Raw genomic sequence first — 14636 nt, 5'->3', positions numbered from 1 at the left:
AATTAAGCGGCAAAACCGACTCCCCCTGCAGTGACTAAAAATATATACACGCTTTTTGTTGATGATATTATCGCTATTTATTATCTGTAAAACACCATTGTTGCCAGTACGCCACGCATATCACCCTCTAACGGCTTGATACGCTTTTTCATTAGTGGTTAACTAAACCTTACCTAAAAAGCGCAAACAACAGGGATAGTGCTGTCGATGAATGACCCCATACAAGTTCCCCCTCCCATAGCTGGACTTGGCAGGTAATAAATCATGCCAACAGACCCAAGCGTTACCATCGCGCAATTACAAGCAGAACTTGCAGCGCTTAAACGCGAAAATGCTAAGCTGGAATTACTCAATGCCCGCGCCGAAGAGAAGCTGTTTGCCGCACTAGATGGCAATGGCTTATGCCTATGGGAGCAGCATATCCCCAGCGGTAACTTAACGATTTTTAACATGAAATGGGGTGAACTGTTAGGCTTTAGTCGTGAGGAGCTAGCCGCCCATGTGGACAGCTGGAAACAGAACCTGCACCCAGAAGACAAAGCTTGGGTGATTAAGGCGTTTGAAGACCATGTCGCTGGCCACAGTGACTACTATCAAGCTGTGCACCGAATGATCCATAAAGACGGCTCAGTCACTTGGGTATCAGACCGAGGCCGAATCGTCGAGCGCGACGCCAATGGCCAACCATTACGCATGATGGGAACTCATATCGATATCACCCAAGAAAAACGCTACGAGCTTGAGTTGTCACAACTGGCAATGACTGACCCGCTGACGAACTTAATGAACCGTCAAGCAATCAGCCAAGCCTTTGAAACGCACCAAGCCAGTAAGCACAACGGCGCGCTGTTTTTTATTGATCTCGATGGGTTTAAACAACTTAACGACCGCTACGGTCATAAGGTTGGCGATCTGTTACTCATTCACGTGGCCAACACCCTAAAACACTGTGCTGGCACAGATGCCGACATCGCCCGTTTAGGGGGCGATGAATTTGTCATTTTACATCCTAGTCGCGACCAGGCACAGATTGAAGCAATTGCACAATCACTGCTTAGCACCTATCAAGACTCAATTGCCATTGATGGCAATAGGTTAAAGATAGGACTGAGTATCGGAATCTACTGCTTTGATGCTGCCCATAACTTCACCACCTGCTGTGAGCGGGCCGATATCGCCATGTATCAAGTTAAACGCAGCGGTAAACATGACTACTGTTTTTGGCGGCCACAACAACTCTCTCAATGCAGCTAACTCAATCGCGCGAGTGCCAAAGCCACCAAACACAATCATATCCACAACCCAGCGCGGCTCACCCGTACTCTCCTTGTGTCGGTTCTGCCATCTTAACTCTGCACTGACGATTCACCGTGACAATCCACCGCAACAAGACTGCACTATCTCAATGCAAGCCGCTTCATTTTGGTGAACATTAGCACTATTTCCGTTCCCAAAACATCAAGCGTTAAAATTAAAATTGTTATTTTTCAGAAAGATAGAAACGCAGAAAATGTGGCATGAAACTTACATACCTACAAGTAAGTAGTAACACTGTTAAGCATTGTGATTAAAGGAGTTCACCATGAAAAACTTAAGCCAACTCGGTTATCGGCTCTCTCAGCAATGGCAATTCTTCATGCAGCTCGGCATCAGCCAGTGGGATGTCGAATAGCACTGCAATACAGGGTTAGCTGAGCATTATTTTTGCCAGCCAGTATGAATCGCAATCGGGATGAGTCCATCATTAAGGAGTAGAAGATGAGTAGAGTGACTAAAAGCATGACCCCAAAATTAGCGCAGCGCATTGTTGAAGAGGTTAAGCGCAACGACGCGCTGCTCTCGGAAGTCGCGAAGAAGTTTGGCGTATCGACCAAAACCGTCTACCAACTGGTTAGACAGAGCGAGCAGCAAGGCGGTCGAGCCAGTACACTTCGTACCGAAATTGACAAGTTAACTATGCAGCTCAACTACCTCATGCGTGAACTAAAGCTGATCCAAGACTAGCGCCGCTACCAATCAATAACAGGCGAGCAGAAGGATCTCACTCGTCAAAAAATAAGTGGTCGCAGGAAGCAGTGATTGGTGGCGAGAGGGCAACATCAATAATAGCCTAAGCCGAATGGCAGTCATCATTCACATCAACCATTTAAAAGTGGGGATCTGTCAGGTGGTCCCCACAGCACTCCCCCAAAGGTGCTTTGCCGAGTGTTGTGCAGGATGCAGAACACTCGGCCTTTCTTTTCCCACTAGTGCTCTAAATCAAGCATCGATTCCAATGCCCATACGGGCTGCAAGCGCTACCGCAGCACTCACATAAAAAATATTGCCACAATTAACCCCTTTTAAAATATGGCCCGTTTATACCTGTAACCATAGCAACACTTTACCGACAAAATTTTGGAGCTCTTCATGAAAAAAACCATTCTCGCCGCACTCTTAGCTAGCAGTTTTTTAGCAACCACCTTGCCATTCGCTAGCCAAAATGTTCAGGCCACCGAACTCAGCTTTGCCCATATCGAAACCATCGGCACTAGCCAAGTGGTGATCAGCGCAGATATGGCTGAACTGATTGTTGAGGTTAACACCCAAGCGGATACGCCAGCCAATGCCAAGTCCGCATCAGATCAGGCAGTCGCAGGTTTTATTGCACGACTAAAGCAGGCGGGGATAAACCGAGATAACATTCAAAGTGCCAACTTGTCACTGCATCCTCGCCATCAATACGATCCTGAAACCCGAACCAATAATGAGGTGGGGTACAACGCCAGCCGCAAGGTGGTTGTAACACTTGACGATCTCAACATCCTTAACGAAGTGCTTGATACGGCATTGGAACAGGGAATTAATCGCATCATAGATATCTCATACAAATCCAGCAAAGAAGCAGAGTTGATTGAACAAGCAAGAGCCTTGGCCATTAAGGACGCCCAACAAAAAGCCAAATCACTAGCCAAAGGCTTTGGAGAGAAAATCGATGGTGTATGGGAAATACGCTATTTTGACCAGCACAATGTGCAGCCTGTGATGTACAAGCGCAACGCCGCAGCGCAAGGAGATGCAGGTGAGAGCTATCAGCAGGCACAAACCACAATAAGCGACCGCGTTGAAGTGATATTCCGTTTGAAGTAGCGAATCCACTGCAGAGCAATCACTGTGATATCATGACTAACACTTATGGTATCACTATGAAGCAGAGCTCATTGCCAAGTCAAACTCTTGTTAAACTCCTACTAATCCTTGGTCTACTGCAGAGCTTGCTCGCCTGCAGTCAAGCTCCGACTCAACAACCATTGAGCACACAGCGTTTAGTTGCCGAGTCCATTATTGATGGCCAACTCGCAAGCGATGCCACGTTAGCCGTAACACTTGGCCGTAGTCGCACCCTCTCATTGTGGGCCTTGCCAAGTCATCAATTACTTCACCAGTGGGATGAACAAGACTTTGAAGACCCCGTTTACCTCACTGCGCTGTCAGGTGATCATAGATGGCTGCTGACCGCAGGCAAACGGCAGTTAACGCTAATTAACGTTAGCAGCGGTGAACAAATACTGTCGTGGCGCGCTCAGGGCTTTGATGCCAGCGCAACCATCTCACGCATAGCGTTAAATCACACAGGCAACGCCATCTTGATTGGCATGAATGAAGGCTCTGTTATCGTCGTCAATCGCAGCAGCCAGAAACTCTCCATGTTTAAACTGCACAACGCCGAAGTGAACCACATTGAATTTACCACTCAGTCGGATAAGGCATTGTCGGCAGGTAACGATGGTCACGCAGTGCTTTGGCAGACCTTAGATGGGCAAGTCATTCGAGACTTTTCCTTGCCACAGCGGATCACCAGTATCAGTTTCGATGCGGCAAACCACCGTCTATTTATTGCCGATGCACTGGATAATAATCAAGTTGTCGACCCCCAAACGCAACAGCAGGTATCCCGCCTTAATTACCTAGAACGTTATCGCTATTTTCGCCAAGCACTGTTTGTTGACCAAGGCCAAGGGTTAATAACCGCCACCTCAAAGCAAGCGGTTACGCGTTGGGATGTCAACACTGGTGAGGCCTTGAAGCACTGGAATATCACTGCGTATAACTTAGGCTCAACAGTGATGGCGATGACTCAGGTCTCTTCAGATGAACTAGTCACACTCAGCTCAGATGGGACAGTAGAACATTGGGCGCTTTGAGGGCACAAATACAATAGCGAGTAAAAAGCGGGCTCATAGCCCGCTAGTCTTTCAGTTTAACTGTCGATATTAAGCTTAAGCTTTTTCGCTAGTGGCTCAATCGCAGCACCTTGCAATACCACCGAAAACAGCACAATAAAGAACACCATATGCACCAGTTCAATGGCTCCATCAACGCCTGCAGCAGCGGGGATCAGTGAGAACACAATCGGCGTTGCGCCCTTTAAGCCAATGGATGAGATAAATAGACGCTTTTTCCAGCTTGCCTGCGTAAACGGTAGATAACATAGCTGCACCGCCAGCGGCCTAGCCACCAACATCAATAATGCCGCTGGCACAATCGACAGAGCAAAAACGGAAAATAGCGTCTAAGGAAAGATCTGCAGACCTAAAATAATAAACATCAACGACTGGGCCAACCATGACATGCTATTAAAAAAGTGCTTGGTGACTTCGCCACCGCGCTTCATGCCATTACCTATCACGACACCAGCAACATAGGATGCGATAAGGATATTGCCGCCGGCCAACTCACTGCCGTACGCCGCGATGATGGCACAGGCCAACACAAACACAGGGATCAGACCATACTCTTTTAAATGGATAGAATTGAGCGCCCATACGGCAATTTTGGCCACAACAAAAGCTACGGCAATCCCTAATACAATCTGCAAGACCAAGGTTTGGCCAATATCCCACGCCGATATTGCTTGCTCTGGGGCAAGGGCGATGCCTGTTAGAATCATCACCATCACCAGCGCTACGGGATCATTGGTGGCTGATTCAAACTCCAGCACCGTATCGGTTTTCTCTTTTAGCTTGAGCTTTTTTGACTCTAAAATCGAAAACACCGCCGCCGCATCAGTCGATGAAACCACGGCCGCAAATAGTAAGCAGATGATTAGGCTCCAGTCTGTCAGTGGGTACAAGAGTAAACCTAAAATCACAGTGGTAAAAAACACCCCAAAAGTGGCAAGTATCCCGCCCTCTTTATACGCTAACTTAATACTCTCAGTTGATGTATTAATGCCCCCCACAAAGACAATCATGTTCAGCGCAATGGCCCCAACAGTCGAGGTGATAGTGAGATTGTCATACACAAAATCAAACTCGCCATTACCTAAGCTTAAGCCTACCCCCATAAAAATAAGTAATGATGGGATCCCTAATGTCTTAGAGGGATGGTGAAGCAAGATCCCCACAGCTATGAGGGCTGCAACACCGAGTAAAATAATTTCGTATGGCATAGAGCTTCCTAGTGAACGTTGATGAACTGACGTTAAATAACGGCACAGCATTTGCTGTGATGATTATAGCACAAACAAACTAGCGCTTTATTAAGATAACCTTATGATTAAATTATTATATCTTTCCAATAAAAAAGCTCAACAGATGTTGAGCTTTACCAAAAAAAATATCAATCAAACACTAACGTTTTCTCAGGTATGGCAACAGCAGTAACACGATGCCCACCAGCAAAAACGGAACACTTAACATTTGTCCTGCGCTCATGGTCCAATCTTGGGCATAGGCAGCTTGCTTAACTTTCACCATCTCAATGGCAAACCGTGAGCTAAATACCAATACGAGGAACAACCCAAATATCGCACCGTATTTCTGCTTCATCTGAGTCGTTTTATACACCAACCACAACAGGATAAAGATCAGCAGATACGCAATGGCCTCGTACAACTGCGCAGGATGGCGTGGCAACATGTCGACGCGCTCAAAAATAATCGCCCAAGGCTTGTCGCTCGGTAGACCGAGGATCTCTGAATTGGCAAAATTTGCCATACGCACAAAAAAGCCAAATATGGCTGTCGCAATAGCGAGTCTATCGAGCAAAAATAGGAAAGGTAATTTCACCTTACGCTGATAGTAATAGAGCGCTAAAATCGCGCCGAGTCCGCCACCATGACTAGCGAGCCCCCCTTCCCATATGGCCAATATTTTCATTGGGTGAGAGAAGTAATAACTGGGGTCGTAAAACAGCACGTGCGCCAGACGCGCGCCTACAATAATCCCGACGACACAATAGATAAGTAGATTATCTAACGACTCAACATCTAAGCCCTCTTTGACATAGATACGCTTCATCACCTGAAAACCGCTGGCAATCGCCACCGCAAACAGTACCCCGTACCAATGCACGGTTAACCCCATGAATGAGATCATCACAGGATCAATATTCCAAACTATATGGTTCAAACGCTTTGCTCCAAACTGCACTGGCCAAGTGACCAACTAATAAAACAACGACTGCTGACAGGCAGTTTTACGCGCTTCGTCGATGTTATTCAAGGCCAGACGATGCATTTATGGCACAGAAGAGAATAAAAAAGGGCCTAACAGCTAAAACTGTTAGACCCTTGTTTTAGTTAGCATGTCACTTTGCTACTGCAGCAAATAACTGATTGAACTTCCCTAGTCCTTCCTGAATGATGTCGTCGCTAATGGTCAGCGCAGGTAGGAAGCGGATCACGTTGCCATAGAAACCGCAGGCTAACAAAACTAATCCATGCTTAGCCGCATTAGCGATAATCGCTTGGGTTAGCGCGGTATTGGGCTGCTCGCAATCGCCATCAATCACTAACTCTATGGCAATCATTGCGCCCTGATTACGCACCTCACCAATGAGCTGTGGGTAGCGCTGCTGCAATGCACTTAAATGTTCATTAAAGATCGCACCAATCTGTGCTGCACGCTCAACTAAGTTTTCCTCTTCCATCACCTCGAGTACCACTAATGCGGCAACACAGCCCACAGGAGATCCACCATAAGTCCCACCTAATCCACCTGGGAGCGGCGCATCCATGATTTCACTCTTACCCACCACAGCTGCAATTGGGAAGCCACCAGCAATGCCTTTGGCCATAGTGATCAAATCGGGTTCAACTCCTGCATGTTCAAAACTAAACATTTTACCTGTACGGCCAAACCCAGTTTGGATCTCATCGGCAATCAGCACGATACCATGCTCATCACAGATACGACGTAGCGCCTGTAAAAACTCAGCAGGAGCAGCGTAAAAACCTCCTTCGCCTTGCACTGGCTCTACAATAATCGCTGCGACATCACACGGGGCGATATCGACTTTAAACAGATTTTCAACCGCTTTTAAGGCATCTTTTACACTTACATCATGCAGGGCCATTGGATAAGGTGCGTGGAAAATATCTCCCGCAAACGGGCCAAACTGATGCTTATACGGGCTTATTTTTCCCGTCAGTGCCATCGTTAGATTTGTGCGACCATGGAAGCCACCGTTAAACGCGATCACCCCACGACGTCCAGTATGCGCGCGAGCAATCTTGACACAGTTCTCTACCGCTTCAGCACCTGTGGTGACAAAAATTGCCTTTTTGTCACTATCACCCGGAGCCACTTGAGTCAGCTTTTCTGCCAGCTCAACGGCCGATTCATAAGGGTTAACCATGACACAGGTATGGCTAAAGTTATCCAGTTGCGCCTTGACCGCGGCGACAATTTTGGGATGGCTATGACCTGTGTTACACACGGCAATCCCGGTACCAAAATCGATAAAACGGTTTCCTTCAACGTCCCATAGCTCAGCATTTTTCGCCCGCTCAACATAAACGGGATAGGCGTTGCCTTGGCCCCTTGCTATGGCGTTCACTTTACGAGCCTGTAAATTCGCGTTGTTCATCTACTTATCCTTTACTCAACTAAAGTCGGTGTTATTTATCTAACCCACCAAGACACAAATACTTAATCTCTAAGTAGTCATCTAGCCCATACTTAGAACCTTCGCGGCCATTACCCGACTGCTTCACCCCGCCAAAAGGTGCCGCCGCATTAGAGGTGATCCCCTCATTGACCCCGACCATGCCAAACTCAAGCCCCTCTCCGACGCGGAAGATACGACCAATATCACGGGCATAGAAATAGGCTGCCAGCCCATATTCAGTATCATTGGCCATGGCAATCACCTCATCTTCACTGTCAAACGTGATGATAGGTGTGACTGGTCCAAAAATCTCATTGCGCGCCAGAGGCATCTCATTCGTCACGCCAGTCACAATCACCGGAGCAAGGAAACTTTCACCCAACGCACTGCGCTGGCCGCCACTGATGATTGTTCCACCGCTAGAGACTGTGTCATCAACCAACTTAAGTACATTGTCGACAGCAGTTTTAGAGATCATTGGACCAACGGTCACCCCATCGCCTAGACCATCACCCACATTCAGGCTTGCTACCGCAGCAGCAAACTTTTGAGTAAATGCCTCTGCCACATTACGCTGTACAAAGATACGGTTGGTGCACACACAAGTTTGGCCCGCATTGCGATACTTAGAGATAAGCGCGCCCTGAACCGCCGCATCGATATCTGCATCGTCAAACACAATAAACGGCGCATTACCACCGAGCTCCATGGAGACCTTTTTCACGCTCGTCGCACACTGAGCCAATAAAATCTTGCCCACCGCTGTTGAGCCCGTAAAAGTAAACTTGGCTACATCTGGATGTTGAGTCAGCACCTTACCCATACCAACCGCATCTTCACCCACCACAATGTTAAATACCCCAGCCGGAATGCCCGCGCGCTCGGCAAGTTCTGCCATCGCCAAGGCTGAAAGTGGCGTGAGAGGGGATGGCCTCGCAACAAAGGTACAACCAGCGGCAAGGGCCGCCGCCGCTTTACGGGCAATCATCGCGTTAGGGAAGTTCCAAGGCGTAATTGACGCCACTACGCCCACAGGTTGTTTAATCACCAAAATACGCTTGTCATTGGCTGGGGCTGGGATGGTGTCACCGTAAACACGCTTGCCCTCTTCGGCAAACCAATCGATAAACGCTGCACCATAGGCAATTTCGCCCTTAGCCTCAGCAAGCGGCTTACCTTGCTCTAAAGTGAGTAGTCGGCCTAAGTCGTCTTGGTGTTCCATCATCAAGTTGAACCATTTACGCATCAAGACAGCGCGCTCATTGGCCGATTTTTTTGACCAAGCAGGGAGCGCTTTTTTGGCCGCGACTACCGCAGCTTGAGTCTCCTCTATTCCCGCATCGGCAACTTCTGCCACCACTTGTTGATTGGCCGGGTTGATTACGGCAAATCGGTTATCGCTTTGAAACCAGTTACCATCAATGTATGAGGCGAGTTTAATTAACTGGCTGTCTTTTATTCCCTGCATAAATACTCCAATCGAAAGGGTTGACGTTAACGGGCATATTTCTCTATTGAATAGCAAAACTATCTCAGGTTAAATACAAAATAATCAACAATAAGTTTTATAGCGGTAAAACTAATGAGTAAACAGTCCATTATTCCTAAAGCCGTAACCGAATATGACCTGCGATTATTACGCATATTTCGCACCGTTGTTGAAAACGGTGGCTTCGCGGCAGCTGAAAATGAGCTAGGTGTGACACGCTCTACCATCAGTGTGCATATGTCCAACCTTGAGAGCCGCATGAAACTGAAGTTATGCAGTCGAGGACGTGGCGGTTTTGCCCTCACCGAAGCAGGACAAGCCGTGTATCATGCCTGTATCGAACTGTTCGACTCACTCAATGATTTCTCTATGTTTGTTAACAACCTAGGTGAAGAGTTAATTGGAGAACTGGTGATACTTTGTGCCGATCAACTTGACCACACCATGCAGCAAAAGCTCGCGCAAGTGATCACTTACATTCATCAACGCCAACCGCAATTGCACCTAATTTTAGATGGCGAAGCACTGCACCATATTGAGAAGTCACTACTACAAGATAAAGCCCACGTTGGCCTATTGCCTAGCTACCAACAAGTCGAAGGTCTGAGCTATCAAACCATCTTCAGTGAGCCGATTTATCTCTGTTGCAGCCACCTGCATCCCTATTTTTTACTAGAAGATAAGGAGATCAGTGCTGAGATGCTGGCTAAGACCCCCTCTATTCATCCGGGCGTGGATATCGACCCCGACGGCCGAGAACAACTTAAGCGCCTAAATCTATCCGCAAAGGCATATCAGTTTGATACACGTAAAACCTTAATTTTATCGGGGTGCTACTTAGGTTATCTGCCGCTCAGCTATATCCAGCAAGAGCTTGAAGCTAAAGAGATGAAAATTATTCATGGCGAGGAAGCCAGCTACCAATTTAATCTCTCTATGGTGGTAAAGCAGTCCGCTCGCGAAAGTGCGAAAGTGGAGCTACTCATGGCGGCATTTAATGAGGTATTCTCGCTGTCGCAGGAATAGCCTTGGCGCAAGATGAGAAAATAACAACACGAAAAACACGGAGCGCCGATGGAGCCCAATAGCATTAATCAAACCTACGGGTTAATTAATGCTATTGATGAAAAGTTACAAGCCCTCTAGCATTTCCACTTTAAAATCACGCTCATCGACGTTAAGACCACGAACTTGAATTTGCTGCTTAATGGCTAAAAAGTCGCTGTCGACCTGATTCAACGTTAGAGTGTTGTCATCCAAGAGATAGACGAATTTCAGACTTGCATAGTAAAAGCTTAGGGTGATCAGGGCATCGACATCATCTTTTTCGGCCTGCTGTTTAATCGATTTTAGTTTGCGGTAAATCCGGTTTTGCAATGCTTTAAGCCGAGAAACATAAAACACCTCTTTAAAATAAATATGCTCTCGTTGCGAGTATAAGGTGCCAGCACAAATAATGACCGCAACAAGGACACCTAAAACATTAAGGTGCAGATTACCGGTCGACTCACCACTGGCCACCTATGTCTGGCCAAAAAACTGAATCAGTAATTGCCCCAGTAACACAGATAGTATGGCAAGGCTGGCAACAAAAACCGTGATCACACGGTTGAGGTGTTTACGGTAGACGGTTTTATCAATATCAATCAGTTGCATTAGGGTTCTTGGTTGATTGCAATTTCTGCCACAAGGTTAACATGGGGCGCTCTCTATTGGCAGACTCACCAGGTGTTCGCCACAAAAGATTTGATCTCCTCAATCGATCTTGGCAAGTTAAGTGATGCCAATCAGTAGCAGTTTAGGTGACCTAACACGCAATTTAACGTCACGGATACATATAGAAGTAAAAACATCTAGACGTCTAAATTGACAGACGTCTTCCAATCTCATATCCTCTCACCTATTGAGATAACCTATGCTGCCCATTGATGGCGGAGGTTCCAGCTAGGAGGGCATGGGAACCTAAGGTTCGTATCTCGTTATATTGAGATGCTCCGCTATAGAGCCGTTTATGAGAAAAGAGAGACCAAATTGACTACTTCTACACATGCCCAAACCTCAACCGCAAAGCCCAGCGCATCGTTTATTGCACTCTTACCACTGTTTTTATTCCTAGCCTTGTTTATTGGTGCGGGGGTTTATTTTCAAAGCCAAGGGGTAGACTTTGCGTTTTACCAGCTGCCGAGTGTGATTGCGATTCTGCCAGCCATTATTTTCGCGCTGATCATCTCTAAGCAGAAGCTTAATCAAAGCATTGAAACCTTTATTGCTGGTATTGGCCACGCCAATATTATTGCTATGTGCCTCATTTATTTACTGGCAGGCGCCTTCGCTGCAGTCGCCAAAGCCACTGGCGGCGTAGATGCAACAGTTGCCCTTGGCCTATCACTTGTTCCATCAAGCCTACTGTTACCGGGCTTCTTTGTCATAGCGGCATTCATAGCAACCGCCATGGGAACCTCAATGGGCACCATCGCTGCCGTTGCACCGATTGCACTTGGTGTTGCAAATGAAGCACAAATCGACCTTGCTATTATGGCTGGTGCGGTGATCTCTGGTGCACTGTTTGGTGATAACCTCTCTATCATCTCCGACACCACGATAGCTTCAACCCGCACCCAAGGTTGTGAGATGAAAGATAAGTTCAAAGAAAACCTTATCTTCGCGATTCCCGCCTCCATCATCACCTTAGTTATTTTCACCTTGGTAGGCCAAGGTCAAGCTGATGTAGCCGCACAAGATATTGACTTTGTTAAAGTTATACCTTATCTCACCATCTTAATCTTAGCGGTGTCAGGCCTTAACGTATTCGTGGTGTTAACCATAGGTATTTTACTGGCTGGGATCACTGGCTTGCTCACTATGGATTATGGTGTAATTCAATTTGGTCAAGATATCTATGCTGGCTTTAGTAACATGCAAGAGATCTTCATTCTCTCCATGTTAGTCGGTGGATTAGCGGCATTAATGCAACAACAAGGCGGCTTAGCCTTTGTCAGCAAACAGATTGAAAAATTGATTGTTCGTTTTTCAAAAGCCAAAGGCGAGGCATCAACCCGCGCATCAGAATTGGGGATGGCAGGTATTGTTGCCGCCACTAACACCTGCGTCGCTAACAATACGGTATCGATTGTCGTAACGGGCGATATCGCAAAAGAGCTGGCACAGAAACACAATGTAACACCTAAGCGTGCCGCGAGTATTTTAGACATTTTCTCTTGCATTGTGCAGGGGTTAATTCCCTATGGTGCCCAAGCACTGTTGATTGCTTCAACCTTTAGCATTAGCCCATTAGAAGCGGTCACACACGCATGGTATTGCATGGTATTGGCTGTGGTAGCCATTGCAATTGTCGTACTGCGTAAGCGCCATTAATGGCAGCCCGGCAGAAATAATATGTTACATTTGGATAAAAACTAGCTACCACAAAGCCGCCATTTTCACTTAAACTGTAGCCATAGGGAAATGACCAAAAGGCGCTAAATGAGGCGCTCACAACCTATGTTGTGAATTACACCTCATAAGAGATCGTGCCAACCATCAAAGGAGTGCAGCTAACTGTGCTCCTTTTTTATGTTGATAAAAATAAGAAAATGGCAACCTATGACCCCACAACAACATATCAATTATGATCTACACCGCATGGTGGTTTTCACTATTTTGGCCGGCGCATTGGCCTCTGCGTTAGGCATCTCAATTTCACTCTTCGCCAAGTTTCAAGAGATAGGATTAGCGACCTTTAGTCAGCGCCCCGACTTCCTGGGCAACTATGTTAACTCGCCACTCGCCTACATCTTTAATATGGGCCTAATTATGGCTGGAAGCTGTATTCTGCTCGCCATGTATGGACTGATGCAGCTTAAGTTGGGCCATTTTGGTAACTACATCTCAATAGCGGGTATTTGGGTTGGGGTGTCAATCATCCTTATCGGTATCTACCCTATCAATTATCTGTTTGAGCACAGACTCTATTCGACCAGTTTTTTAGTGGGCACTATCGCGCTCTACTTTTTAACCATGTGTGCACGCGTCAACCATAAAGTGGCCTTTCCCACCCCCTTGTTTATTGTCAGCGCGCTGGGATTCATTTGCGCTTGCACATTGGCCACCTTACTCAATTGGAGCACCTTAGATTTTGACCCATGCCAACATCCAGCCGATATGCCCTGCATGGTTGCGATTGTAATGTGGTGCCAAACCAACTTAGTGATGGTCTGGTGTATCATGCTGGCGCTCACGGTAAACAAGCTTGCAAGGCAAAGTTATAAAGATTCGCTGTCAAAAAGCCTGTCTGTGACCTATTGATTGATCATAGTATGCGCCTAGCCCAATATATCGCTCTCACAGGGCACTGCTCTCGACGCGCCGCCACACGGTTAATTCGTGACGGCCGCGTGACAATTGCTGGGCGTATCGCTAACCATATTGACCAGATAAACCTTTCTTTGACAACACCAGAACTTCAGCCGTGCGCCGCGCTGAACATCATGGTGGATGGCTTGCCGCTTGGACCAATTGAAACTAAGCAGTATTGGATGCTACACAAAAAAGTGGGTACCGATTGCCGCCTGTTGGCACATGATCCGACGAGTCTTATCCACCTATTGCCTAAACAACCTCGACTCTACCCTGTTGGCCGCTTAGATAAAGACTCGCGAGGATTACTGCTGCTCACCAATGACGGGGCGCTAACCCAAAGCCTAATGCACCCTGACTTTCACCACCGCAAATACTATCAGGTACAGGTGGCACGGGCCTTTGACGATACCTTTTTACAGCAAATGGCTGCGGGCGTTAGCTATAAGGATGTCACCACACTGCCCTGTAAGATTACGCGCCTAAGCACTGACCGGTTTGAAATTGTGTTAACCCAAGGGCTTAATCGGCAGATACGGCGCATGAGTCAAGCACTTGGGTTTAAAGTTATCGATCTCAAACGCATTGCTATCGAATCCTTGCAACTGGGCAACCTTACAGAGGGAGAGTTACGCCCCCTAACGTATGCGGAAGAGTCATCGCTCAAAGGTTTGATCAAGCATCAAACATAGGGTAAACATCTGTATTCTCTTGAGTAGCGGCAGGCTTCATTATATTTTAGCCGTATTTTTGAAGGTATACCGTCATGGCAATCTATCACCCGTGATGAGCGAATGTGCAGAGACTGCTTCGGGACGCTTTGCCATCCTTGGCCGCTTAACGAAAACAGCTGACCTACATGGATGATCTACATGGATATAGGGAATGCTACAAAATGTCGGGAACATTTTTGGCCATG

General features: G+C 47.0%; 11 protein-coding genes and 2 pseudogenes. 8 read left to right on the top strand and 5 right to left on the bottom strand.

Features of this window, described 5'->3' with window-relative positions:
• Window positions 1-264: 264 nt before the first annotated feature.
• The 4 genes from L876_RS0110325 (at window position 265) to L876_RS0110305 (ending at window position 4184) form a co-directional block, all read left to right on the top strand.
• The gene (locus L876_RS0110325) at window positions 265-1254 is read left to right on the top strand and encodes a sensor domain-containing diguanylate cyclase (protein WP_028763742.1); all 990 of its coding nucleotides are present in this window, start codon (window positions 265-267) and stop codon (window positions 1252-1254) included.
• Between the two features lie 504 nt (window positions 1255-1758).
• Window positions 1759-2004, top strand: coding sequence for a transposase (locus L876_RS0110315; RefSeq protein ID WP_037428406.1), 246 nt, complete (start codon window positions 1759-1761; stop codon window positions 2002-2004).
• Between the two features lie 405 nt (window positions 2005-2409).
• A complete protein-coding gene (locus L876_RS0110310; RefSeq protein WP_028763740.1) occupies window positions 2410-3129 on the top strand; it encodes an oxidative stress defense protein in 720 nt (239 codons plus the stop codon).
• Window positions 3130-3185: 56 nt separating this feature from the next.
• A complete protein-coding gene (locus L876_RS0110305) occupies window positions 3186-4184 on the top strand; it encodes a WD40 repeat domain-containing protein (protein WP_051413073.1) in 999 nt (332 codons plus the stop codon).
• Between the two features lie 56 nt (window positions 4185-4240).
• Here the strand turns inward: L876_RS0110305 and L876_RS21535 are convergent.
• From L876_RS21535 to L876_RS0110285, 4 genes and pseudogenes are all read right to left on the bottom strand, one after another.
• Window positions 4241-5431: pseudogene (locus L876_RS21535) on the bottom strand (potassium/proton antiporter).
• A gap of 181 nt (window positions 5432-5612) precedes the next feature.
• Window positions 5613-6392 carry a prolipoprotein diacylglyceryl transferase gene (gene lgt, locus L876_RS0110295; protein ID WP_028763738.1) on the bottom strand — a complete coding sequence of 260 codons (780 nt, stop codon included), beginning with the start codon at window positions 6390-6392 and terminating at the stop codon, window positions 5613-5615.
• 178 nt (window positions 6393-6570) lie between these two features.
• Window positions 6571-7851, bottom strand: a complete 1281-nt coding sequence (gene gabT, locus L876_RS0110290) for a 4-aminobutyrate--2-oxoglutarate transaminase (protein ID WP_028763737.1) — start codon at window positions 7849-7851, stop codon at window positions 6571-6573.
• A gap of 31 nt (window positions 7852-7882) precedes the next feature.
• On the bottom strand, window positions 7883-9340 hold the full coding sequence (locus L876_RS0110285) for an NAD-dependent succinate-semialdehyde dehydrogenase (protein ID WP_028763736.1): 1458 nt from the start codon (window positions 9338-9340) through the stop codon (window positions 7883-7885).
• Between the two features lie 114 nt (window positions 9341-9454).
• Here L876_RS0110285 and L876_RS0110280 point away from each other — a divergent pair, with 114 nt between their 5' ends.
• Complete coding sequence (locus tag L876_RS0110280; RefSeq protein ID WP_028763735.1) at window positions 9455-10387, top strand: LysR family transcriptional regulator; 933 nt, start codon at window positions 9455-9457, stop codon at window positions 10385-10387.
• Window positions 10388-10492: 105 nt separating this feature from the next.
• Here L876_RS0110280 and L876_RS21530 read toward each other — a convergent pair.
• Window positions 10493-11017, bottom strand: a pseudogene (locus tag L876_RS21530) (DUF3087 family protein).
• Window positions 11018-11350: 333 nt separating this feature from the next.
• Between L876_RS21530 and L876_RS0110270 the strand changes: the two are divergent.
• The 3 genes from L876_RS0110270 (at window position 11351) to L876_RS0110260 (ending at window position 14409) form a co-directional block, all read left to right on the top strand.
• Window positions 11351-12736, top strand: a complete 1386-nt coding sequence (locus L876_RS0110270; protein WP_051413072.1) for a Na+/H+ antiporter NhaC family protein — start codon at window positions 11351-11353, stop codon at window positions 12734-12736.
• Window positions 12737-12964: 228 nt separating this feature from the next.
• On the top strand, window positions 12965-13666 hold the full coding sequence (locus tag L876_RS0110265; RefSeq protein ID WP_028763733.1) for a DUF998 domain-containing protein: 702 nt from the start codon (window positions 12965-12967) through the stop codon (window positions 13664-13666).
• Between the two features lie 11 nt (window positions 13667-13677).
• Window positions 13678-14409, top strand: a complete 732-nt coding sequence (locus tag L876_RS0110260; protein WP_028763732.1) for an RNA pseudouridine synthase — start codon at window positions 13678-13680, stop codon at window positions 14407-14409.
• Window positions 14410-14636 lie beyond the last annotated feature (227 nt).

This window comes from Shewanella colwelliana ATCC 39565 (genome assembly GCF_000518705.1).
In the GTDB taxonomy this organism is placed as follows: Bacteria; Pseudomonadota; Gammaproteobacteria; order Enterobacterales; family Shewanellaceae; genus Shewanella; species Shewanella colwelliana.
This window is presented reverse-complemented; position numbering and strand designations above follow the sequence as displayed.

Coding starts and splice junctions, on each gene's coding strand:
- L876_RS0110325 (WP_028763742.1), top strand. CDS start 265: ATGCCAACAGACCCAAGCGTTACCATCGCGCAATTACAAGCAGAACTT.
- L876_RS0110315 (WP_037428406.1), top strand. CDS start 1,759: ATGAGTAGAGTGACTAAAAGCATGACCCCAAAATTAGCGCAGCGCATT.
- L876_RS0110310 (WP_028763740.1), top strand. CDS start 2,410: ATGAAAAAAACCATTCTCGCCGCACTCTTAGCTAGCAGTTTTTTAGCA.
- L876_RS0110305 (WP_051413073.1), top strand. CDS start 3,186: ATGAAGCAGAGCTCATTGCCAAGTCAAACTCTTGTTAAACTCCTACTA.
- gabT (WP_028763737.1), bottom strand. CDS start 7,851: ATGAACAACGCGAATTTACAGGCTCGTAAAGTGAACGCCATAGCAAGG.
- L876_RS0110285 (WP_028763736.1), bottom strand. CDS start 9,340: ATGCAGGGAATAAAAGACAGCCAGTTAATTAAACTCGCCTCATACATT.
- L876_RS0110280 (WP_028763735.1), top strand. CDS start 9,455: ATGAGTAAACAGTCCATTATTCCTAAAGCCGTAACCGAATATGACCTG.
- L876_RS0110270 (WP_051413072.1), top strand. CDS start 11,351: ATGCTCCGCTATAGAGCCGTTTATGAGAAAAGAGAGACCAAATTGACT.
- L876_RS0110265 (WP_028763733.1), top strand. CDS start 12,965: ATGACCCCACAACAACATATCAATTATGATCTACACCGCATGGTGGTT.
- L876_RS0110260 (WP_028763732.1), top strand. CDS start 13,678: ATGCGCCTAGCCCAATATATCGCTCTCACAGGGCACTGCTCTCGACGC.